This is a genomic window from Martinezella dioscoreae (genome assembly GCF_009176305.1).
Classification (GTDB): Bacteria; Pseudomonadota; Alphaproteobacteria; order Rhizobiales; family Rhizobiaceae; genus Rhizobium; species Rhizobium dioscoreae.
Window position 1 is genome coordinate 183942 of the sequence record NZ_BLAJ01000002.1, and the last position, 19532, is coordinate 203473.

The 19532-nt window shown below is 59.4% G+C and carries 21 protein-coding genes; 6 read left to right on the plus strand and 15 right to left on the minus strand.

What is annotated here, in order from left to right; genetic code table 11:
* Positions 1-6 precede the first annotated feature (6 nt).
* A complete protein-coding gene (locus GDN47_RS07405) occupies positions 7-513 on the minus strand; it encodes a hypothetical protein (protein WP_152092941.1) in 507 nt (168 codons plus the stop codon).
* A gap of 165 nt (positions 514-678) precedes the next feature.
* Here GDN47_RS07405 and GDN47_RS07410 point away from each other — a divergent pair, with 165 nt between their 5' ends.
* Positions 679-1311, plus strand: a complete 633-nt coding sequence (locus GDN47_RS07410; RefSeq protein WP_152092942.1) for a lysozyme inhibitor LprI family protein — start codon at positions 679-681, stop codon at positions 1309-1311.
* A 150-nt stretch (positions 1312-1461) separates the two neighbouring features.
* Here the strand turns inward: GDN47_RS07410 and GDN47_RS07415 are convergent, their stop codons facing one another.
* Complete coding sequence (locus GDN47_RS07415) at positions 1462-1710, minus strand: hypothetical protein (protein WP_145319839.1); 249 nt, start codon at positions 1708-1710, stop codon at positions 1462-1464.
* A gap of 278 nt (positions 1711-1988) precedes the next feature.
* Between GDN47_RS07415 and GDN47_RS07420 the strand changes: the two genes are divergently transcribed.
* A complete protein-coding gene (locus tag GDN47_RS07420; RefSeq protein WP_152092943.1) occupies positions 1989-3212 on the plus strand; it encodes an ROK family transcriptional regulator in 1224 nt (407 codons plus the stop codon).
* A gap of 87 nt (positions 3213-3299) precedes the next feature.
* On the opposite strand, the gene GDN47_RS07425 is transcribed toward GDN47_RS07420, so the two are convergent.
* The 8 genes from GDN47_RS07425 to GDN47_RS07460 all read right to left on the minus strand — a co-directional run bounded on the left by GDN47_RS07425 (position 3300) and on the right by GDN47_RS07460 (position 11954).
* On the minus strand, positions 3300-5327 hold the full coding sequence (locus GDN47_RS07425) for a beta-N-acetylhexosaminidase (RefSeq protein ID WP_173002464.1): 2028 nt from the start codon (positions 5325-5327) through the stop codon (positions 3300-3302).
* Between the two features lie 21 nt (positions 5328-5348).
* Positions 5349-5819, minus strand: a complete 471-nt coding sequence (locus tag GDN47_RS07430) for a GNAT family N-acetyltransferase (protein WP_152092944.1) — start codon at positions 5817-5819, stop codon at positions 5349-5351.
* A gap of 11 nt (positions 5820-5830) precedes the next feature.
* Complete coding sequence (locus tag GDN47_RS07435; protein ID WP_152092945.1) at positions 5831-6757, minus strand: ABC transporter ATP-binding protein; 927 nt, start codon at positions 6755-6757, stop codon at positions 5831-5833.
* Positions 6754-7569 (minus strand): ABC transporter ATP-binding protein, encoded by an 816-nt coding sequence (locus GDN47_RS07440; RefSeq protein ID WP_152092946.1) that lies wholly within the window; start codon positions 7567-7569, stop codon positions 6754-6756. The genes GDN47_RS07435 and GDN47_RS07440 overlap by 4 nt, the downstream gene beginning before the upstream one ends.
* Complete coding sequence (locus GDN47_RS07445) at positions 7566-8468, minus strand: ABC transporter permease (protein WP_152092947.1); 903 nt, start codon at positions 8466-8468, stop codon at positions 7566-7568. Before GDN47_RS07445 ends, GDN47_RS07440 begins: the two co-directional genes overlap by 4 nt.
* Entirely contained in the window at positions 8465-9448 is a 984-nt protein-coding gene (locus tag GDN47_RS07450; protein ID WP_152092948.1) for an ABC transporter permease, read from the minus strand. The genes GDN47_RS07445 and GDN47_RS07450 overlap by 4 nt, the downstream gene beginning before the upstream one ends.
* Positions 9449-9470: 22 nt before the next feature.
* Positions 9471-11162 carry an ABC transporter substrate-binding protein gene (locus tag GDN47_RS07455; RefSeq protein ID WP_152092949.1) on the minus strand — a complete coding sequence of 564 codons (1692 nt, stop codon included), beginning with the start codon at positions 11160-11162 and terminating at the stop codon, positions 9471-9473.
* A 396-nt stretch (positions 11163-11558) separates the two neighbouring features.
* Complete coding sequence (locus GDN47_RS07460; protein ID WP_113329227.1) at positions 11559-11954, minus strand: RidA family protein; 396 nt, start codon at positions 11952-11954, stop codon at positions 11559-11561.
* 354 nt (positions 11955-12308) lie between these two features.
* On the opposite strand from GDN47_RS07460, the gene GDN47_RS07465 reads away from it, so the two are divergent.
* Together GDN47_RS07465 and ligD are read left to right on the plus strand one after the other, a co-directional pair.
* Positions 12309-13103: an SDR family NAD(P)-dependent oxidoreductase gene (locus GDN47_RS07465; RefSeq protein WP_113350954.1), complete on the plus strand. Its 795-nt coding sequence runs from the start codon at positions 12309-12311 to the stop codon at positions 13101-13103.
* 89 nt (positions 13104-13192) lie between these two features.
* A complete protein-coding gene (ligD, locus tag GDN47_RS07470; RefSeq protein WP_113329783.1) occupies positions 13193-14080 on the plus strand; it encodes a non-homologous end-joining DNA ligase in 888 nt (295 codons plus the stop codon).
* A gap of 2 nt (positions 14081-14082) precedes the next feature.
* Here the strand turns inward: ligD and GDN47_RS07475 are convergent, their stop codons facing one another.
* The 5 genes from GDN47_RS07475 to GDN47_RS07495 form a co-directional block, all read right to left on the minus strand.
* Positions 14083-14649, minus strand: a complete 567-nt coding sequence (locus GDN47_RS07475) for a methyltransferase family protein (RefSeq protein ID WP_152092950.1) — start codon at positions 14647-14649, stop codon at positions 14083-14085.
* A 3-nt stretch (positions 14650-14652) separates the two neighbouring features.
* The gene (locus tag GDN47_RS07480; RefSeq protein ID WP_113329230.1) at positions 14653-15390 is read right to left on the minus strand and encodes a glutathione S-transferase; all 738 of its coding nucleotides are present in this window, start codon (positions 15388-15390) and stop codon (positions 14653-14655) included.
* 193 nt (positions 15391-15583) lie between these two features.
* The gene (locus GDN47_RS07485; protein ID WP_113329231.1) at positions 15584-15898 is read right to left on the minus strand and encodes a plasmid stabilization protein; all 315 of its coding nucleotides are present in this window, start codon (positions 15896-15898) and stop codon (positions 15584-15586) included.
* Between the two features lie 38 nt (positions 15899-15936).
* Positions 15937-16146 carry a hypothetical protein gene (locus GDN47_RS07490; protein WP_113329232.1) on the minus strand — a complete coding sequence of 70 codons (210 nt, stop codon included), beginning with the start codon at positions 16144-16146 and terminating at the stop codon, positions 15937-15939.
* 274 nt (positions 16147-16420) lie between these two features.
* Positions 16421-16690 (minus strand): DUF2934 domain-containing protein, encoded by a 270-nt coding sequence (locus tag GDN47_RS07495; protein WP_112721911.1) that lies wholly within the window; start codon positions 16688-16690, stop codon positions 16421-16423.
* Between the two features lie 334 nt (positions 16691-17024).
* Here GDN47_RS07495 and GDN47_RS07500 point away from each other — a divergent pair, with 334 nt between their 5' ends.
* A complete protein-coding gene (locus GDN47_RS07500) occupies positions 17025-18488 on the plus strand; it encodes a phospholipase D-like domain-containing protein (protein ID WP_069609963.1) in 1464 nt (487 codons plus the stop codon).
* Between the two features lie 123 nt (positions 18489-18611).
* Positions 18612-19454: an endonuclease/exonuclease/phosphatase family protein gene (locus tag GDN47_RS07505; protein WP_113329234.1), complete on the plus strand. Its 843-nt coding sequence runs from the start codon at positions 18612-18614 to the stop codon at positions 19452-19454.
* Positions 19455-19532: the final 78 nt, after the last annotated feature.

Below are 19532 nucleotides of genomic sequence, written 5' to 3' on the forward strand. Positions count from 1 at the left end.
GAGGAGCTATTCGCGCGGCCAAGCCAGCCTGCTCCAATTTGCAATATAGATCACGAATGCGATGAACATTCCCGATCCAATAAGGTCCAGCCGATGGCGGCCGAAAAGGAAGAGGCCGAGAAGCGCCAAGCCGATCGAGGAGGCGATCAGGAAGAGCGAGGGGATTATGCTTGTGATGGGCACCCCCGCCTCGCCTTCGGCTTCGACGCCATCGCCGGTCACGTGACCATTGGAGCCTGGTGATCGGTTACCGAGCCTGACCGTCACCTTGCCGCGCCTGGTGCGGACCCTGCCCCGCACCTTCTTTTTCGAGGTCAGAAGCACGAGCGCCATCGATATCAGCATGCTGCCGAAGCCCCAGGAGAAAACCGTGCATGCTGCCATGGCGGTCGCGTTTGCATAAATCCGATAAAGGTGAAGCGCCAAGGCTCCCATCGCTATGGTGATGGCAAGAAACAGGGAACCGACAATCAGGAATGTGGCCCTGCCGGATAATTGCGTTTCGCCTACCACGTGACCTCCCCATCGACGTCCATCTGCTCAATGCAAATTAGGAGGATGCCGACGATCTTCAAATGCCGGCGCGATATTCGGCCCAGTTCAGCTGCACGCCGGCATGATCTTTACGAAGCAGCGAGCGGCCATAATTAGCTGACGTATCGGGCGATGGAGGTACTCATGAAGATACGAAGATCCCTTTCGGCGATGATCATCATCGGCCTTTCTGCCATTCCTGTCGAAGCTGCGGGGATCGATTGCTCAAAGCCGGGCTCGCCAAGCGATGATATGATCTGTCAGGACAAATCGCTGCTTGCCCGCGATGCGATGGTGAGGGATCTCTATGCCGCCGCTCTGAAACGCGATGATGCGGACAAGATCCGGGAACGGCAGCGCCGCTGGATCACCAAAGTGCAATCCTGCGGCGATGCAGCATGCGCCCGGCAGGCCTATGACGACCAGATTGCGTCTCTCTTGAGGACCAAGGGCGGACAAAGCGCTTCGACGGATTTCCAGTCGAACAGCGCCGATGGCAATGAGGGCCACCTTGCCATCTTCGGACCGGTCGATGGTCTCCTCGCAGTTTCGCTCTCCTCGACCTTCGTCGGCCCGGGCGGAGCAGATGCCGGCGACGTCAACGCCGACGGTCTCGATAGCGTCGTACCGCTGACGAAGGGACACGCTGAACTCTCCAGAGACGCCTGCAAGATCGATCTCGATCGCCTTAACGCAAAGACCTGGCGTGTGTCGCAGGCGGGCGTGTGCGATTTCGCCGCCGGGGTGACCTTGCAGGGTACCTATCGCAAACAGTGACATGGCCTAAACCCGGTTGACTGCCAGGCGAGGAATATCTCGCAATATGCCAACGTCACCGTGCACCAGACCGTCATCGATAACCAGGAATTTTTGTGATCCAGCCGCCACCGGCGGCCGGGTGATTTGAGAAAGACTGAAATCCGGCGCTCAACTGCCAACTGCGTCGGCGGTGCACTTCTTGACGAAACTCGTCTTGGCGGCACCGGCAAGCTTCTTCGATGCGGCCTGAGTATCGCAGGCGCTTGCGGCATCCTTCTCGCATTTCTTTGTAAAGCTCGTCAAAGCGGCGCCCGCCAGCTTCTTGTCGGCGGCCTGGGCCTTGCATGTCGCATCCGCTGCCATCGCACCGCCGGCGATGCAGGTCGAGACAATCGCTATTGCAAGCAGTCTGATCATCGAATTCCTCCGGGCTATCCCGGCAAAAGACCGGGTTAGCGGAGTCTAACGGAATGCCTGCCGGAGTAAAGATATGCGCCAATCATCCACGCAAAAGAAAAAGCCTTCTGTATTATCCCTCAAACGGCACGGCCCTGGCCGACCCCGTCTTGAATCGATCGACAAAAGAATAGAAACTGCCCACATAGGGGCAAGCAATGTCATGCGGCCACCCTCACCTCACGCACTGGCGAAGCGCGACAAGCAGCAACACGAACTGAGTGCTCCACTATCCTCTCATGAAGACTATTTCAGGCACGAATCTCGAACAGGCCAAATCTCACAACCGGCGCGTCGTGATCGAAGCCATTCGCACCAATGGCCCGATGTCGCGGGCCGCCATTGCCCGCATGACGGCGCTGACCACACAGACCGTTTCGAATATCGTGGAGGAACTCGCGCGTTCGCATCTCCTGATCGCGATGGAGGCGCAGAAGATCGCCCGCGGTCAACCGATTACGCCCTATATGATCAATCCGGCTGGCGCCTACTCCATCGGTTTGGAACTCGGGCGCCAGCGTGCGGCCGGCGTGCTCACCGATCTGTCCGGCGCGGTCTGCGCCCGCGTCGAGTGCCATGTCGACAGACCGGGACCGACCGAGGCAATGCCGGTCCTTGCAGAGATCGTCAGGGATCTGCAGGAAGCCTTCTCCTTTGACCGCGACCGGCTGCTCGGCGTCGGTATCGCCTTACCCGGACGCTACGCTGATGGCGGCGTAACCTCGCTCAGTCCGCTCAACCTGCCGGGTTGGCAGGATTTTCCCGTTGCCAGTGAGCTGGAACGCCTGATCGGCCTGCCCGTACTTGTCGAAAACGACGCTACGGCAGCGGCGATCGGCGAGCGGCTCTATGGCGTTGCCCGCGGCCTTGGCAGCTTCGTCTATCTCTTTCTTGCCGGTGATGGCGGCATTGGCGCCGGAATGTTCCTCGACGGCCATCTCTACAAGGGTAGCCGCGCCAATGCCGGCGAAATCGGCCACATCATCGTTGAGCCGCATGGCAGGCTCTGCACTTGCGGCAAGCGCGGCTGCCTCGACCGCTATGTCTCGCCATCCGTCGCTTACGAATGCCTGGGCATCGAGAATGCGCAGGAGCTGGACCCCGACGATCTGGATGCGCTGATCGCGGCAAACGGCCATGGCCTAAAGGCATGGCTGGAACAGGCGGTACAGCCGCTGCGCCAGACGATCGACTTTCTCGAGCTGGCCTTCGATCCGCAGACGATCGTGCTTGGCGGCAGTGCGCCAACATCCTTGATGACGGGGCTGGCCGAAAGCGTCGAACCTCTCCACACCCCAGTCAACCCAACCGAAGAGCGCAGCATTCCGCGGTTAATGATCGGCGCCAGCGGCAAGGATACCGCTATTTTAGGTGCGGCCGCTCTGCCTATCTTTTCCGAAACGAACCCGCAGTTCGATGTCCTGCAGAAGCCGTTGACGCATCGTGCCGTTACTCAGTCTTGAAGGGCCAGCATAGCGCCAGCCTTGCATTATTGATTTAACTCAGGCGCGACCAATGCGGGTCGCGCCTGAAGGCCACGCATCAGGCTGTCACAATTGATGCAGGCCGTATAGCAGCGGCATGGTGCCGGCCAATGCCTTGAAACGTTCCCAGGATTTAGCCGACGGCTTCGTCCAACCCGTCTCGGCAAGTGCCGAGAGGCGCGGAAAGACCAGCCGGTCGAAGATGGCCCGATCGGTCATCGATTCCGACCAGATGCAGGCCTGAATGCCACGAAGCTTTTCCTTCTGGGCGTCCGTCCAACCGCCGATGGGATCGAAGGTGTAGAGTTTCTCCGGATCCGAATGGCCTGCCCAGCTTGCGCCCGGCTCGTCCCAATCCGGGCGCATCGCCATGTCGAGATAATAGACCTGCCCCGGGCAAACGACGATCTCGTATCCGCGACCGGCAAGCTCCGCCGCCACCTCGACGCTACGCCAGCTGCAGAGATAGCTCTTGTCCTTGTCGATCCTGTCGCCATGGGCCGCCTCTTCCCATCCGCCGGTCACGCAACCCTTTGAGGCGAGAAATGCTTGGATGCGCTCCAGGAATTCCGCCTGCAGGAAGGCCGCGCCCGAGCCATGAATATCGTCGGCTCCATGCGTATTGGTGATGACGTTCAATCGCTTGGCATGCGCTTGCGCAACGTCATCACCGGCGATCTCACGCAAGCGTGCCAGCGCCTCCGGCGAGCCGGACCAGGCGCCGAGGGGAACCTCGTCGGCACCGATATGGATCGTCTTGAACGGGAAAAGCTCGATCAGCTCCGAGAGGATTGTCTCGATCACTTCATAGGTCTTTTCACGCGCCGGGTTGATGCAATTATCCGGGAAACCCTGAACAGAATAATAGCTGCCGGCTTCGTTTGGATCGCGCAGCTCCGGAATCGCCTGAAGCATGGCATAGCAATGGCCGGGTATATCGACCTCCGGCAGAACCTCGATGCCAAGACCCTTGGCGTAGGAGACGATGTCGCGCACAACGGCCTTGGTGTAGTAACCACCGGTGCGGGCCGGGCTGGAGCCGAGAAGCGGCGGCACCGGCAGGCCATGGCCGCGCCACGCGCCGATCTCGGTCAGAGCCGGATAGGCATCGATCTCGACACGCCACGCTTCATCATCCGACAAATGCCAATGGAAGCGGTTCAGCTTATTCCAGGCAAGCACTGCCATCAGCTTCTTGATTTCAGCCGAACCGTAGAATTGCCGTGCGACATCGAGGTGTAGGCCGCGCCAGCTCATCGCGGGTTCGTCGACGATCTCGCCGGCCGCAGGGAAATGGAAAGCCTGCGGGTGCAGGCGCGCGGCGCGCCAGATCTGGCCGATGGTGACGAGACCATAGACGAAGCCGGTCTGCGCGCTCGCTTCGACGGTTATGGTTTCGGGCGAAAAGACGATTTTATAGGCCTCGGCGCCTAAACCCTCGACCTCTCGCAATTCCACGGGTACGGCACCCTCCGCTTCGGAGCGGATTAGTCCTTCGGCGGAAAAGAGGTGCTCGACGAGAGCCGTAAAGCTTTCGGCGGCAGCCTGCGCCTCCGGCGCCGTGGCCTTCAAGGCAAAGCCTGCGGGAAGCGGGCGACGGGAGGAGACAGCGACGCGATTCGGCCAGGGAATGATCGCCAGCGGCACCGGCGGATTGGCCGGCACCGGGTAGACCTCCGCGCCGCGCTTCAACGGCGCATTGCTTGACGACGTACGCGTCGGCTCCGTGCCAAGTGAAACCGTAGTGCCATCGGCAAATGCGAGATAAGCGCTGTTGGCACCATCGTTCCAATGTCGGAACTGCCAGCTCAGCGCGCGAACGGTGATCGTCCACGTCCCGCCACCGGCCAGCACGAAGCCCTCGGGCGGCTGGAATTCGGTAAAATTGGACAGCCGCCTGGTAACCGTCGCACCTTCGACAATGCCGGCTGGATCGACACGACCGGGGCCGCTGACACAGAGCGTAAAGCCGGAAAGCGGCTCCGATGACAGGTTCTTCAGCCGCAGCACATAGGAAAATTCCTTTTCGTCGGTTGGCGGGTTCCAGGTGGTTTCAAGCCGCAGAGCCGGGGATCGCGGTGTGGACATGAGCATTCTTTCTTCCTGAAGGATTGTTCAAAGCTTGAGCATGCCGGCATAGATACCGGGTGCGGAATTGGGGATTTGGATCGCGCCGACCGTCTTCTCGTAGAATTCCGAAGGCCCGACATCGCCGATGACGATGTAGGCATAGCCCATGGCTTTTGCGTCATTGAGGCAGGCAAAGAGAAGCGCGCGACCGATGCCAAGACCGCGCACGCTCTCGTCGACGCCGGTCGGGCCGAAGAAGCCGCGCGCCGTCGCTTCGTGGCAGGCAAAGCCGACAAGCTCGCGATTACGGGTAGCGATGAAGCAAGTCGGCGGCTGGCGGGTCATCGCGACCGTCGTCTCGCTCGCCCAGCCCTCACTGAAATGTTTAGCGACCCAGCCGGTGATAACACGCAGTTCCGGCGGCAGAGCGCGCCGGATGGTGACATCAGCCTTCACCATGCGCTCGGGCGATTGCGTGTCGACCGGCAAGGTCGATAGATTGACCAGGTAATCCAAGGGAATTCCTCCTAATTCGATGCGACCAGCGCACGCATGAAATGATTGGGGCCGACCTCCTCGACCACCGTCGAGATCGGACGGCTGAGCGCGCGGATCCTCTCCGCCTGCTCCAAGAAGCGGGCACTGCCACCGGTCACGAACCTGCGGCCGCCGTCCGGCACAGCCGAAAGCAGAAGCTGCGTATAGGGATGCTTCGGATCGGCAAGCACGGCATTGGTCTCGCCCCACTCGACCATCTGGCCGGCAAACATCACGACGATCTCTTCCGCAACATGAGCCGCCGTCGCGATATCATGGGTGATGTAGAGCATGGCGAGATCGTTTTCCCGCTTTACCCGCGCCAGCAGATCGAGAATGTCCTTGCGGATCGAGACATCAAGCATTGAGGTCGGCTCATCCGCCACCAGCACGCTCGGAGAGACCGCTAGCGCACGGGCGATATTGACGCGCTGACGCTGGCCGCCGGAGAGTTCGTGCGGGAATTTCTGACGCGTCACCGAAGGATCGAGCCCGACGCTTTCGAGTAGCTTCGCTATATCCTCGTCCCGCTCGGCCTTCGGCTTGTCCTGACCGTGCAATTGCAGCGGCCTTGCGATGTGATGATTGATGGTAAAGGCCGGGTTGAGCGATGAGAACGGATCCTGGAAGACCATCTGGACGTCCTTACGGTACATCCGCTCTTCCCTGCCCGACCCTCGCGCCGTGCGATCCTGCCCACGAAACTGCAGCCTGCCGGCCGTCGGCTTGTCGAGCCGGGCGATAATGCGGGCGCAGGTGGTCTTGCCGCAGCCGGATTCGCCGACCAATGCCAGCGCCCGTCCCGCAAACAGCGAGAAAGAGACGCTCTTCAATGCGTGTACCGCGCCGAAATGGCGCTGGATATCATCGAGCCGGATGACGGGTTCTGCAGTTACGGCCTGTATCTGCGGTTTCATGCGAAAACTCCGGAGGGGTGGGCGCTGGCCGGAAGCTGCGGGATGGCATTCCAGAGCTTGCGCGTGTACTCATGGATGGGCGACTGACTGACCTGGGCGACATCGCCGACCTCAACCAGTTCGCCTTTCAGCATCACGCCGATGCGATGGCAAAGCTGAGCCATCAGATGCAGGTCATGGGTAATGAAGAGCACCGAGAAACCATAGGTCTGCTGCAGGTCGAGAACCTGTTCCAGAATCTCACGCTGCACGACGACATCGAGCGCCGTCGTCGGTTCATCCATGATGATGAGTTCAGGACGCAGCGCCAGGCAGATGGCGATGACGATGCGCTGACGCATGCCGCCGGAAAACTGGTGCGGATAATCGCCGACGCGATGCGCGGGGATGCCGACCAGTTTGCACATCTCCTCGGCCCGCGCACGCGATTCCTGGCGCGAGCAGCCGGTATGGCGATGCAGCACATCGTGGAACTGCGCCTCTACCCGCATTAGCGGATTGAGCGAATTCATGGCGCTCTGAAACACCATGCCGATGCGCTTCCAGCGGATCTTCTGCAGTTCGCCTTCCGGCATCCTCAGCAGATCCTGCCCGTCAAGCTGGATGCTTCCGCCGCTGATCCAGGCCGGCGCCTTCGATAGCCGCGTGATCGCATAGGCGATCGTGCTCTTGCCGCAGCCGGATTCGCCGGCTAGGCCGAAAATCTCGCCGCGGCCGATATTGAAGGAGACATCCTTCACCGCCCGGAAATCGCTCTTGTCGAGCAGATAGTCGATATTGAGATGTTCGATCTCAAGCAGGTTTTCGCTCATTGCTCGGCCCTCATCATGCGGTTGCGGGCACGCGTCAGGCGGAACCAGCGGGTCAAGGCCGGGCCGGAACGCAATTGCGGATTGGCGATTTCGTCGAAGGTGAAATTGATCAGCGCGAGACCAAGCCCCGTCAGTGCGATACCGATGGCCGGCACGCCGATATCCCACCAGGCGCCGACCATGATGGCCGAGGCATTCTGGGCGTTATAAAGCATGGTGCCCCACGTGACTTTTAGCGGATCGCCGAAGCCGAGATATTCGAGCGTGGTCTGGGCGACGATCGCGTAGATGATACTGCCGACGAGGTTGATGCCGATGAGCGGCGTCAGATTCGGCAGGATTTCGACAAAGATGATGCGCCAGGCCGGTTCGCCAATCATCTTGGCGGCGGTAACGAAATCGCGGTTGCGTAAGGCCATCGTCTGCGAGCGTGTCATGCGTGCGCCCCATGGCCAGGACGTCAGCGCAATGATGGTCATGATTGTCATCGGCCCGACCGTGCCCGCGAAGGAGGCAAGCAGGATCAGGAGCGGCATGTTCGGGATGACTAGCACGGCATTGGTGGCAAGGTCGAGCGCCGCGTCCGTCTTGCCGCCGGTATAGCCGGCGATGAGGCCGATGGCGGTGCCGAGCACGGTAATCGCGATACCTGTGGCGAAGCCGACGGAAAGCGAGCTTCTGGCGCCCCAGACAAATTGTTTGTAGACATCGCGACCCATCTTTGTCGTGCCGAAGACATGTTCGACGGATGGCGGCTGATGCGATCGGCCGACGCGAGCGCCGGGTTCGCCTGGAGCGATGACCGGCGCGAAGATCGCCATCAGGCATAGCGCCGTGACGATGATGAAGCCGACAAGCGCCTTCTTCTGGCTGAAGATGGATCGGAACGAGAAGCTCATCGGCCGCCCTCCCTCAATCGCGGATCGACAAGGCCGTAGATGATGTCGACGAGGAAGTTTGCGCCGAGGGTTGCGAGCGTCATCAGCAGCAATTGCCCCTGGATGACGGGGTAGTCGCGCGCCACGCTGGCGGTAAACAGCGTCAGGCCGAGGCCTGGATAGTTGAAGACGATCTCGGTGACGATCGAGCCGCCGAAAACGGCGCCGAGCATTAGCGCGAGGTTGGTGAGCACAGGCAGAAGCGCATTGCGCGCGCCATAGCCGAACATGACGGCGAGATTGCTCAGCCCCTTGGCCCGCCCCATCGTCACGTAATCCTCGCCGAGCACGACGATCATGGATGAGCGCATTGTCGTCTGAAACTCGCCGATCAGGAAAGGCGATAGCGTCAGAACCGGCAGGATCGCGTGCATGAACACGCTGCCCACAAAGGTGAAATTAAAGCCCGGATCGAGATTGGGATCATAGGCATACCCCACAGGAAACCAGCGCAACGATACGGCAAAGACGAACAAGGTCGTCAGCGCAACGATGACGGGCGGTATCGAGAACAAGATGACGGCAAAGGGCGATACGATCGTATCGAACCGCCCGCCGCGTCTCCAGGCCGCGATGGCGCCGAGCACGACGCCGACGCACAGCGAAAAGATGATCGCCGTGACCACCAGGAAGATGGTCCACAGCGTTGCCCGGCTCAGCACCTGGACCACCGTCTGCGGGTAATATTTGACCGAAACGCCAAGATCGAAGGTGGCAAGGCCTTTGAGATAGTCGAGGAACTGCATCATGATCGGCTGATCGATCTCGCCGAAACGCGCCTTGATCGCCTCCACCGCCGCGGGTGTGGCCCGCGGCCCGAGTTGCGCGACCATGGCATCGACGGGGCTCCCCGGCATAAGCCGGGGAAGAATGAAATTCACGACGATCGCGAAGGCCAAGGCCACCGCATAGACGCCAAGGCGCCGGCTTGAAACACGCATCTCTGCTTCCTTCGCTGTGGTCTTATTGGACCGGCTTCAGACGCAGCAGATGCATGAGACGCATGCGGTTATTGTCGTGGTTTTCCGGGTTCATCACGGGATCCTTGTCCGTGACCCAACCGGTGAAACGCTTGCTGGAATATTGGTACCAGGTCGGGCCGTTGAAGACGGGAACGACCGGGAAGTCATCGGCGATCAGAACCTGAATGTCGTTGAAGATCTTCTTGTGATCCTCATCGGAAGAAGACTTCAGATATTGATCGAAGAGCGCATCAAGCTTCGGGTTGGAATAGCGCGCCGCGGCGACGGTAAGCTTGCCGGCATAGGCCGTCGACAGGCTTTGATAATAGCCCTGGAACGGCGTTGCACTGTCGGCACGCGAGTTCATGACGACATCGAAGCTGCCATCGAGAAGCTGCTTGCGCCACTGCTCGTATTCCGGCGTTGCGACCGAGGCGTTGATGCCGGCGGCGCGCAGCCCTTCGACGGCGATCTGCACTGCGTCGATCCAGTCAGTCCAGCCGTTCGGTACGATGACCGCGAAGGTGATCGGCTTGCCGCTCGGCGTGGTGCGGAAACCATCGGCACCCTTCTTGTAGCCGGCATCGTCGAGGATCTTGTTTGCCTTTTCGGTGTCGAAGCCCATGAAGGCGTCCTTATCGCCCTCGGCAGCCTTGTTGCGCCAGCTCTCGAAGCGCGGCGGCAGGCCGCTGGCATGCAGGTTGACGACCGGATAGCCGAAGCCGGCAATATCGACCATCGACGTGCGGTCCATCGCCAGGCTGAAGGCATGACGGAAGTTGAGGTCCTTGAAAGCTTCGAGATTGCCGGCATTCGTGGATTTGAAGTTCATCTCGAAGGCAACGGTTTCCGCCGGCGGCTGCCAGTAACCATTATGCTGCGGGTCGAGCGCGACGAAGGTCTTGTCGATCTGCGGCAGGAACGAGCCGATCCAATCCACGGTGCCTTCCGGCAGAAGCGCCAGCATTTGGTCGTTGCCCGAGATCTGCGGCAGACGCAGGCAGTCGACATGCAGCGACGCAGCGTCCCAGTAATTCGTGTTGCGGCACTGCTCGTAGACTTGCGGCGTAAAGCGGCGGACCTCGGTCATCGGGCCGGAACCGACGGGCTTCTCGTTCTTGAAGGCGACCGGATCGGCAACGTCTTTCCAGATATGCTCGGGTACGACGGCGAGATCGGCGAGCGATTCCGGGAATTCGGAATTCACAGCCTTGAGATTGATCTTCACCTGCGTCGGCGACGGCGCTTCGACGGAGGCGACCGTCTGACCGACACCGACGGTATCGACGGCCGGGTTCTTCAGCATGAGGTCGATCGTGTATTTCACGTCGGCCGAGGTCAGCGGCTGACCATCCGACCACTTCACGCCCGGGCGCAGCTCATAGGTGATCGACTTGAGATCGTCGGAGAACTTGTAGCTTGTCGCCAGGCGCCAGACGGGCTTGCCGCCATCATTGGCGTTGAAGATGACCAACGGCTCGTAGATGAAATCCATCGTGCTCTGGCGACGACCGGCCAGATCGAACGGATTGAAGTTGCTGACCCAGCTGGTCTGCTCCTCGATATGCATCGTCAGTACGGATTCAGCCGCGGAGGCGATACCCGCACTAAGTGCCAGCGAAGCGCCGAGCGCCGCCGCTGCCAGTGATGTCCGCTGAAATAGATTGCGCAATGACTTTTTCCTCATTCTCATTTCCAGCCCCTCTTGCTGTTTTGGAGTAGTCAATCAAATTGATTTAATCGTGAGTTTTGAAACTCGTCAATCGCTGATTGGAAATCAACAGGCATTGATTTTGAGGTCTGGAGGGTTGCCGCAGATGTCGGCACCCACACCGCCGCTACCGGAAATTGCATGGAGATATCGGGAGCTACGGCGCAGTGGCACGTTTGCAGTTGCGATCATACGGAGCCGCAAGCGCGAAAAAGCGTACGCTTATCCACAATACCGAAACAGGCACCCTGCCGGCTTGTGCATTTAAGAGCAAATATTCGGGAGATTGATCATCTGGACGCGCCATCGCACATGGACGCAGGATTGATTGCGATGCAGTTCTGGCCGCACCGCAATCGAAGCGAAATCAGCGTTTGCTCAGTCGAGCGGCTTGTAGGCGACGACATCCATTTCGACTTTGACATCCACCATCATGGGCGACTGAACGGTCGAGCGGGCTGGCGGATGATCGATAAAATGCTTTTCGAAGACAGCGTTGAAGCTCGAGAAATCGCGAGCGTCATCCAGCCACACATTCACTTTCACCACATGCTCGAGCGTGCAATCGGCAAGGGCAAGGACATCCTTGATATTGGCGATGACCTGCTCGGTCTGAGCGACGATATTGCCGGCAACGATTTCACCGTTGATGGTCGGAACCTGGCCCGAGACGTAGACGAAATCACCTGCCCTGACGGCCTTGGCGAAGGGGCGGCGCTGGCCGCCAGCCTGATTGTCGGCGACGTCGAAACGGATCAGCTTGTTCTTGCTCATGATATCCTCAGTCTTTCCCTGTTGCTGAAAGCCGCGGTCGCCATCGTTTCATCGGAACAGGCGCACGCGTTCGACTCTCCTGGTAGCTTCCTTATCTGTCGCAGCGGCGCCACGCCAGATCGTTTTGTCCGTTTGCGAGATGGGTGTGGAGCAATGCTTCTGCGACTTCGATCGAAACCTTAACTTCAAATGCAAGAAAAACTCTTTTATTTTCCGCAGATTACGGACGCTTCCTCCACGAAATCTCATCTCGTCCTTTTGTCGCGCCTGGCATGATTGCCTTTCTGCCCCGGAGGCTGATAAGACAAAGACATATTTCGTCGTATGATTGGTTGACGTTCAGGAGGAGTCGTCATGACAGAACTCGCGCAATCGCTTGCGTCCATCCGCATTCCCGATCTTGCCGGCAAAAGAGTGCTGATAACGGGCGCCTCAACCGGTATTGGCGCTGCCGTCGCGCGCGCCCTTGCCGCCCAGGGCATGAAGATCGGCCTCCACTTCAATGCAAGCCGCGAACCGGCGGAAAAACTGGCCGATGAAATCAAGGCTGGCGGCGGAACTGTGCATCTCATCCAGGGCGATGTCTCCCGAGATGGCGAGACCGAACGTGTGGTCAAGGACGCAGCCGAAGCTTTGGGAGGCCTCGATGGCCTGATCAATAATGCCGGCGGCATGCTCGGGCGTCTTCCGACCGCCGAAATGACGGATGAGCATTATGAGCGGGTGATGAACCTCAATGCACGCTCCGTGCTTGCGGCGACCCGCGCTGCTCATCCTCACCTGAAAAAACAGGGCGGTTTCGTCATCAACACGACCTCCATTGCCGCACGCAATGGCGGCGGCAACGGCGCGATCCTCTATGCGGCCTCCAAAGGGTTCGTCTCGACCATTACCCATGGCCACGCCAAGGAATTCGTCAACGACAAGATCCGCGTCAACGCCGTCGCACCCGGCGTCATCGCAACGCCTTTCCACGAGCGCTATACCAACGACGAGCAGATGGAGTTGCAGCGCAAGACGATCCCCATGGGATTCGTGGGCACGCCGGAAGATTGCGTTGGCGCCTACCTCTTTCTCGCCTCTCCCACTCTTTCTGGCTACATCACCGGCCAGATCATCGAAGTCAATGGCGGCCAGCTCATGCCGTGAGAAGTGGCCAGCGGTCGCTTTGTGTGGCGGGCAATGCTAGTCTTGCCCGGCACGGCGCCTTCGCGTCGAGGAAGATGGAGCGCATGCAGATGGCAAAGACGCCCATTCATGACGGCACTGAAACGTCGGTGGAATTGACCCATCCGGATCGAGTTTATTGGCCCGGCGATGAGGTCAGCAAGCAAGACCTTCTTGATTACTACGCTTTGGCCTGGCGTAGAATGGCGTCTTTCGTCGTCAACCGTCCCCTCGCCCTCCTGCGGTGTCCGGATGGCATCGATGGACCACGCTTCTTCCAGAAACATGCCTGGAAGGGCATCAATCCGCATATCCAGGAAATTGCCGATCCAGAAGATAAGGACGCTGCGAAGCTTCTGAAGATTGGGGATTTCGATGGCCTAGCAGCCCTTGTCCAATCCGCTGCGCTGGAAATTCACCCCTGGGGCACGACGACTGATCATTGGGAAAAGCCCGACATGATCATCATGGATCTCGACCCCGGGGAGGATGTCGCATGGAGTGAGGTCGTGACTGCAGCGAAGGAGATCAGGGAGCGGTTCGCCACCCTGGGACTAACATCCTTCGTCAAAACGTCAGGCGGCAAGGGATTGCATGTGGTTGCATCCGTCAAGCCGCAGGCGACCTGGCCGCACGTCAAGGATGCCGCCGAGGCAATCGCCCACGCCATGAGTGCCGATAGCCCGGAGACGTATTTGTCGGTCGCCAGCAAGGCGAAGCGGGCGGGCCATATCTTCATCGATTATCTGCGCAACGGCCGCGGCAACACAGCCGTGGCACCCTATTCGACACGCGCCAGAAGGGGCGCTGCCGTTTCGATGCCGGTCAGCTGGGAGGATTTGGACGGCAGGATCGGGCCAGCTTCCTTTACCGTCAAGAATGCAGCATCGCGTCTCGGCCAATCGAGCACGGATCCCTGGGCCGATTTCTTCAAGGCGGCATCGCCTCTCAAGCTCTGACGTTACACCAGAAACGGGACCAGCGCCGGCGTGCTGGCCTTATAATCGGCATAGGCCGAGCCGAACACCTCGTTCATCCAGCTCTCCTCGATTTGCACGCGGCGCAATACGGCATAGAGCACCGCGATGATCGCAAGGACGGCCGCGATGTCACCGCGCGCTATTGCCGAGCCGATAATGGCCAGCATCAGACCGGAATAGATCGGGTGCCGCACAAGCGCATAAGGACCGGAGCGAATGAGCGCGTGATCCTCCTTGAGAGTGATCACCCCGCTCCAGTTGCGCCCAATATGATAGCGAGCCCAGACAGCGAAAACGAGACCGATGAAGGTCAGAACCGCGCCAATCGCATAGGATGTGAGATCCTGTGGGATGAGGCGTAACCGCAAAGGACCTAGCCAGGATGGATTGACGACAAGAAGGAAAGCGCCGATCCAGATCGGCACGGTATTGCCGAGCCGCGACAGAGGGTCCTCCTGTCGCACGCTCCTCTTGACGCTGAATGAAGCGAAAAGCCAGATCAATAGCCAGGCGATCCAGCATGCGGGAATGAATTGATAGATGAGCATCGCTCACGCCATATCTCTGTCCAGTTCCGGATAGTGCCGGAAAATGCCGCTCTCATTGAAGGGAATGCGGCGATCGGACTGAAGATAGCGAGCAATGTTGGGCCGTTTCATGACAGCTCCGTGCAGCGCGGTCAGATGCGGATATCGGCGATCCAGATGCGCCGTCGCGCGGGGGAAGGCATAGCGCAGCCCCTCATAGACCTGAAACAGCGAAAGATCGACATAGGTCAATTCTCCTCCGAAGATATGGCTCGATCCTTCGGGGTTTTGCTGAAGCACTTTCTCGAAATAACCGAGGAACTTGGGAATGCGGTTTTCGATGAATTCTGCAGCCCGCGCCTTGGCCTCTTGCTTCTGATCCTCGTAATATTTCGACGTCGCGATCGGGTGGTGCGTGTCGTGTACCTCGGCGACGAGATCGGTGATCGTCAGCTGCAGGCCGTTCAACGCGTGGCGCCTTCCTTCGTCCCTCGGCGCCAGACCCAGCTTCGGCCCGAGATACATCAGGATATTCGCCACATGCGGAATAATGAGATCACCGTCCTTCAGAAACGGTGGGGCAAATGGGAGACCGAGTTCAGATTTACCCTCCATGATGGCGAACATGGCGGGCATACCCTGCCCCCTGCCTGCAGGAGCACGACAAACATCGACATAGTCTGCACCGGCTTCCTCCAGCGCCAGCCGAACGAATTCGCCGCGCCCCTGAATGCCATCCCAATAGTAGAGTTCATAGGCCATTCGGTTTCATCTCCCCGATATTGAGAGCAATCCGCTGCAATGATCGCCGCAAGACGGCAATTTAGCGTCGACATCGCGAAAGGTAAGAGGCAATCGACGATTACAGGCGCAGGCATATGCACCGGAAACCTTATGAACTTCATAGCGACGGCCGAATGGATCTCGACGATCGCATCCAGTTCTCACCGATAGCCTAGGAATGTGTGTTGTGCTCGTGGCGTTTACGCGTCGCAGCCGCCTTTTTTGCAGAGGCGGAGCGCTCCGCAGCGGGTCGGCTTGCAGCGGCGCGTCCGCCGATCCTGCCGCCCTTTTCGGACGATTCGTGGTTTTCGGAATGGCCGCGACCGGAGCCGGACTTCTTACCGCCGCCGCTTTCCTTGTTTACAGTCGCCCAGGCACGCCGCTCCGCCTCTGCGTGCGAAACGCCGCGGTCTTCGTAGCCTTCCTCGATATGCTCGGCCTTGCGCTTCTGCTTGTTGGTATAGGCGGACTTATCTCCTCGGGGCATGATCTTTCTCCTTGCTGGGAAGGAAGAGCAACCCGTCGTCAGGGAAAAGGTTCCGAGATTTGGCCTGAAGAATTGCGATTGCCGGATAGCAGATTGCTCGGGAGTATCCAGAAGCGCCGACCATGCCGCACAGCGACACGCTGCTTGGCAGAGGCAGGGAAAAAGACGCCGACCGAGCGATCGATGATCAGAATGAGGACCAAGGCCGTCAGAAGATACAGCGCAGCGAGCACGAGGAGTGATGTCATCCCACCAGCTCCAATCTAGCGGCAAGCCACAAAGGCCACTGCGCTGCGACAATCGCCGCAACCGTCATTTCCACATCATCGATATAGCTGCCACACATTGCTGAGCTCCCTTCACAATCTGTAGCATCAATGTGTGACAACTATTTCGCGGATGAGAGCCAAATCACCGAAATTATTGCGAATATTCCGCCAGCTACCATCTCGAAAAGAGAGACGGCCCGATGTTGCCATCGAGCCGCCCTCATCTCCGCCACACTCCTAAAGCTGACGCGTCCTACACCTTCGCGGCTACACCCTTCTTCGATATCTTCTTTGCTGGCTTAGCCAATTTTTCCTCGGCAACAGCCGCCGCGGCGACCGCCGTCTTGCGCTTCGCCTTGGGCTTGATGTCGATCGCGCCGCCGTCTGCTGCCGTTTTCTCAAGCGCGATGCGCTCACTGCTCGCCTGCGCCCAGTGCTCGACGTCGCGACCGGAAGGATGGCCTTCCTCTTCCCATATGGCGTATGCGCGCTTCTTGATCCATTCGTCCCGAGATTCCAACATCTGCTGTTCTCCGTTCGCATCATTGAACAAGGTTTTGATGAACGATGCCCGTTCTTGAAACGCGGGCTTTGACGCCTCCCCCGAGCAGCCAAGACGCTATGGCTAGCGTTCTTCGATCTCGACTGTCGAACCGCAGTGGCGCTTCGAACGAGAAACAGAAGTTACCGTGGGGGACGGTAGCGAAGCAGCCGAAGCAACCTAAGTATGATGCTGGTCAGAACAGGGTTCAATTAAAATTATCTAATAAGATGAAGTTTCGCACCGCTATTGATGACATCTTGACGATCGCCGGCCCACTCATTGCAGCTTTTGCGGGCAAGGATATACTTGCATTATGATCGACCTCGTGGCTGCCCATTGGGGCCAAATTCTCGCCGTCCTGTCAATCGTGATGGGGGCGGCCGCTGCAATCCATGCAGCCATGACCAAAGAAGATGTCCGCGCCGCGATCGGCTGGGTCGGCGTCATCATCCTGTCGCCCATCATCGGTGCCGTCCTCTATGCTGTCGCCGGCATCAATCGCATCCGCCGGGCCTCCCTCAGCTCGCAGCGCGACGCGCTCTTTCGCAAGGATGCGAATGGCGAGCTCTCCAGCTTCGACGCCGATGGCGGCGAGGTGCGCCGGCGGTTCGGCGATCGTTTCGGTTCTATGAAGACGCTCGGCGACCGCGTCGTTCGCTATATGATGAGCACCGGCAACACCATCGAGATGCTGACGAACGGCGACGTTGCCTATGCCGCGATGAAGGCTGCAATCGACGGCGCCGAGCGCAGCATCCTGATGGAAACCTACATCTTCGATCGCGACCCGATCGGCCTCCGCATCGCCGATTCCCTGATTGCTGCGACCAAACGCGGCGTCAGCGTGCGTGTACTCATCGATGCTGTCGGCGCCCGCTACTCCGTGCCGAGCATCATGGGCTATCTGCGCGAAGGAGGCGTGCAGGTCGACGTCTTCAATGGCAACGTCATCATCGGTCTCCGGTTGCCTTATGCCAACCTGCGTACCCACCGAAAGATCCTCAGCATCGATGGGCGAATTGCCTTTACCGGCGGCATGAATATCCGTCAGGGCTTCACGCGTGAATTCGCGCACGAGCACAGCGCTCGCGACATGCATTTCTGCGTGACGGGACCTGCAGTCGCCGATCTCTTCAATACGGCAGCCGAGGATTGGCGCTTCACCACAGGCGAAGTCCTGAATGGCGAGGAATGGCGGATTGCCGCGCCCTCCAACGAGCCTGGAGCGCCCGTTTTCATGCGGGTGGTTGCCTCCGGCCCGGATCGCAGCGTCGAGACCAATCACAAGATGCTCATCGGCGCGCTGTCGGTGGCGCACAAATCCATCCGAATCATGTCGCCCTATTTCCTGCCGGATCGCGAGTTGATCAGTGCGCTGGTGACGGCGGCCCGGCGTGGCGTCGAAGTCGATATCGTCGTGCCGACAGCCAACAATCTGGTACTCGTCGACCGGGCCATGACGGCGCAATTCGACCAGATGCTGAAGAACTATTGCCGCATCTGGCGCGCCGAAGGCGCCTTCAACCATTCCAAGCTTTTGTCCATCGACGGTATCTGGGCCTATGTCGGCTCATCCAATCTCGATCCGCGCTCCCTGCGGCTCAATTTCGAAGTGGATCTCGAGGTACTCGATCGCGGCTTTGCGAGCACGATCGACGATCATATCGGCGCGATCCTGGAAACTGCACATCCGGTAGACCTCGAAAAGCTCAGGGCGCGGCCGTTTGTCGTACGGCTTATCGAAAAGGTGCTCTGGCTTGGCTCACCCTATCTCTGACGACTGCAACGAAAGACTATCTGCCTTTGTCGCAGCCTTTTTACATGACAACGCCAACAATCGCTTCTTATACTCTGTCCCACGTGCCCGACATGATCTGATCAAGGAACGGTCGACGGATAGATGCGAAAAAAGAAAGAAAGTCTCCGTGCGAGCATTCTAGAAAGCCTGAAGAACCGAAAGAAATCGCGCCCCACATCGGCCGGCAGCAAGCCGGACCGCCCGGACGGCACGTTGATCGCTTCCTACAATGTCCACAAATGCGTCGGCGCCGACCGCCGCTTCGATCCGGAAAGAACGAGCCGCGTCATTCATGAAATCGATGCCGATATCATCGGTCTGCAGGAAGCCGATACGCGTTTTGGAGAACGCACGGGCATTCTCGATCTGCGCCGGCTCGAACGCGAGACAGGCCTCATCCCGGTGCCGATTTCCGGCGTCACCAAGGCGCATGGCTGGCACGGCAATGTGGTTCTTTTCAAACAGGGCACGGTTCGCGACGTTCACCAGATCAATCTGCCAGGGCTTGAGCCGCGCGGCGCCTTGATCGCTGAACTGGAATTGGCTCGTGGCGGAAGCCTCAGGATCATCGCGGCGCATCTCGGCCTGCTGCATCGCTCGCGCGCGCAGCAGACGCGTCTGATCGTCGACCTCATGAACGACGGCAGCGAGACGCCGACCATCCTGCTGGGCGATCTCAACGAATGGCGCCTTGGCGACCGCTCATCTCTCAATACCATCCAGAACGCGTTCGGACCGCTACCGCCTGCCGTACCGAGCTTTCCCTCGACACTGCCGCTTCTGGCGCTCGACCGCATCATGGCAAACCGCCGCGGCATGATCTCCGCAGTCGAAGTGCATGACTCGCCGCTGGCACGCGTGGCTTCCGATCACCTGCCCATCAAGGCCGTGGTCAGCCTGGAAGTGCTCGACATCGACGCTCGGACGCATTCACAGACTGCCTAGACGTTATCGACATGCTTCATGTCGATCCCACCGATATATGTGATGACGGGCGGAGGACCATCTTATAGGCTCCCCGCC

Bases quoted from the DNA above. Each gene is read 5' to 3' on its own strand.
- GDN47_RS07410 (WP_152092942.1), top strand. From the start codon at position 679: ATGAAGATACGAAGATCCCTTTCGGCGATGATCATCATCGGCCTTTCT.
- GDN47_RS07415 (WP_145319839.1), bottom strand. From the start codon at position 1,710: ATGATCAGACTGCTTGCAATAGCGATTGTCTCGACCTGCATCGCCGGC.
- GDN47_RS07420 (WP_152092943.1), top strand. From the start codon at position 1,989: ATGAAGACTATTTCAGGCACGAATCTCGAACAGGCCAAATCTCACAAC.
- GDN47_RS07425 (WP_173002464.1), bottom strand. From the start codon at position 5,327: ATGCTCATGTCCACACCGCGATCCCCGGCTCTGCGGCTTGAAACCACC.
- GDN47_RS07435 (WP_152092945.1), bottom strand. From the start codon at position 6,757: ATGAAACCGCAGATACAGGCCGTAACTGCAGAACCCGTCATCCGGCTC.
- GDN47_RS07440 (WP_152092946.1), bottom strand. From the start codon at position 7,569: ATGAGCGAAAACCTGCTTGAGATCGAACATCTCAATATCGACTATCTG.
- GDN47_RS07445 (WP_152092947.1), bottom strand. From the start codon at position 8,468: ATGAGCTTCTCGTTCCGATCCATCTTCAGCCAGAAGAAGGCGCTTGTC.
- GDN47_RS07450 (WP_152092948.1), bottom strand. From the start codon at position 9,448: ATGCGTGTTTCAAGCCGGCGCCTTGGCGTCTATGCGGTGGCCTTGGCC.
- GDN47_RS07455 (WP_152092949.1), bottom strand. From the start codon at position 11,162: ATGAGAATGAGGAAAAAGTCATTGCGCAATCTATTTCAGCGGACATCA.
- GDN47_RS07460 (WP_113329227.1), bottom strand. From the start codon at position 11,954: ATGAGCAAGAACAAGCTGATCCGTTTCGACGTCGCCGACAATCAGGCT.
- GDN47_RS07465 (WP_113350954.1), top strand. From the start codon at position 12,309: ATGACAGAACTCGCGCAATCGCTTGCGTCCATCCGCATTCCCGATCTT.
- ligD (WP_113329783.1), top strand. From the start codon at position 13,193: ATGGCAAAGACGCCCATTCATGACGGCACTGAAACGTCGGTGGAATTG.
- GDN47_RS07475 (WP_152092950.1), bottom strand. From the start codon at position 14,649: ATGCTCATCTATCAATTCATTCCCGCATGCTGGATCGCCTGGCTATTG.
- GDN47_RS07480 (WP_113329230.1), bottom strand. From the start codon at position 15,390: ATGGCCTATGAACTCTACTATTGGGATGGCATTCAGGGGCGCGGCGAA.
- GDN47_RS07485 (WP_113329231.1), bottom strand. From the start codon at position 15,898: ATGCCCCGAGGAGATAAGTCCGCCTATACCAACAAGCAGAAGCGCAAG.
- GDN47_RS07490 (WP_113329232.1), bottom strand. From the start codon at position 16,146: ATGACATCACTCCTCGTGCTCGCTGCGCTGTATCTTCTGACGGCCTTG.
- GDN47_RS07495 (WP_112721911.1), bottom strand. From the start codon at position 16,690: ATGTTGGAATCTCGGGACGAATGGATCAAGAAGCGCGCATACGCCATA.
- GDN47_RS07500 (WP_069609963.1), top strand. From the start codon at position 17,025: ATGATCGACCTCGTGGCTGCCCATTGGGGCCAAATTCTCGCCGTCCTG.
- GDN47_RS07505 (WP_113329234.1), top strand. From the start codon at position 18,612: ATGCGAAAAAAGAAAGAAAGTCTCCGTGCGAGCATTCTAGAAAGCCTG.